This window comes from Vibrio sp. Vb2960 (assembly GCF_033337665.1).
GTDB lineage: Bacteria > Pseudomonadota > Gammaproteobacteria > Enterobacterales > Vibrionaceae > Vibrio > Vibrio alginolyticus.
In genome coordinates this window covers 1-1,353 of sequence record NZ_JAWORD010000060.1, presented here as the reverse complement: position 1 = coordinate 1,353, position 1,353 = coordinate 1, and the positions used below count along the sequence as shown (strand labels likewise).

General features: G+C 43.7%; 3 protein-coding genes. 1 reads left to right on the top strand and 2 read right to left on the bottom strand.

Annotation, left to right across the window (positions count from 1 at the left end; translation table 11 throughout):
• Window positions 1-155, top strand: a 155-nt coding sequence (locus R7O03_RS22590) for a type II toxin-antitoxin system RelE/ParE family toxin (protein WP_139374640.1), incomplete at its 5' end; no start/stop codon positions are given.
• 154 nt (window positions 156-309) lie between these two features.
• On the opposite strand, the gene R7O03_RS22585 is transcribed toward R7O03_RS22590, so the two are convergent.
• Together R7O03_RS22585 and R7O03_RS22580 are read right to left on the bottom strand one after the other, a co-directional pair.
• Window positions 310-726, bottom strand: a complete 417-nt coding sequence (locus R7O03_RS22585) for a lysozyme inhibitor LprI family protein (protein ID WP_025507156.1) — start codon at window positions 724-726, stop codon at window positions 310-312.
• A gap of 140 nt (window positions 727-866) precedes the next feature.
• The gene (locus R7O03_RS22580; protein ID WP_151514896.1) at window positions 867-1,259 is read right to left on the bottom strand and encodes a nuclear transport factor 2 family protein; all 393 of its coding nucleotides are present in this window, start codon (window positions 1,257-1,259) and stop codon (window positions 867-869) included.
• Between the last annotated feature and the right edge of the window lie 94 nt (window positions 1,260-1,353).

Genomic DNA, 1,353 nt, shown 5'->3' with positions numbered 1-1,353 from the left:
TTGAACAACCTTTAATGGGTGTACAACGAGATGGCATCCGCGGACGATTGCTCATTATTCCTGAGATTTCGATGATTGTATCTTACTGGGTTGAGGGCGATATCATCCGAGTTATGCGTGTACTACACCAGAAACAAAAGTTCCCTACGGATTGATTGCTTCCTCTGGGGAACTAACGCCCTGTTAAGGGGTGAGCAACGTAGTACCGAAGCCACCGCACACCACCTTAAACACTAAAGTCAACGCATAGTGAAAATGCCACGCGTTGCGAATCCCTCTTGAACAGTTTGTTATGTGCGTGGTTGAAACCTACTCTACACTTGGTTCTGGTAAAACTGGTGGGGTACTGTCCATATAAGTTAAAAAGTTTTCCCATAACTCGTGCGTTCTTTGTTTAGTTAGCTTAGTTTTGCACGATATCGCCATAATTCCACGAATAGTTCCATCACGCCATTGCGTATAAACCGAATCACAGTGAGAGGACATATATGCTTGCCAATCCTGTTGCGCAAGCTTAATTGCTGCGATCAGTTCTGGGTCATGAGAGTTATGCTCAAAGCTAGTGCTTAGATATTTGTCTAATTTAACTTGTGCTGACTCTAGTTCGATAGCAGCACATTGGTTTATCTCGATTGTGGTCATCGCATTATTACAGTCAATGGACTCTTCTTCAGCAAGAGCACCAAATGAAAGACTAGATAATATGATGATTAGACACTTATTCATCGTTTTCTCCGAAAGCACATAACGCCGCGTTAAGGGGTGAACAACGCAAGCCACCAAACCTAAATTATTGTGCCATAAACACAAAAGCTAAACTTAGAACCAAAATTGCCATGCGTTGAGAATCCCTCTTGAACGCTTTGTTATGTGCGTGCCTGCTCTTGCACCACCCTCACCCACTTGGAACGCCACTCCTGCGCTTCCATTGAGTCGGGCCAGAACTCTTTCTGTTTACGGATAAGACCATTTTCTACCGTATGGAAAGTAATAGCACGCGCCTTTTGAACGCTATCAGTTACAGAAACATCAGTGACTACTGTTTCCCCATCGCAGACGATTGAATAAACGACGAACTCCCAAGTACCATTTGCTGGATAGTAAGAGTTAATCGCTATGAAATTGTCTCGTCCAACAATAAGCTCACCAGATTGAGGCCAAAACCCTTCAAAATCTGGGCTAAGCAACTCACTTGCTTTCGCGAAATCATTAGTTTTCATTGCGTCCCAAAAAGCTAAGACGACTTCCTTTGAATTCATTATTTCCCTCCAAGCACATAACGCCTTGTTAAGGGGTGAGCAACGCAATACCGAAGCCGCCGCATACCACCTTAGTCACTAAAACTAACGCATA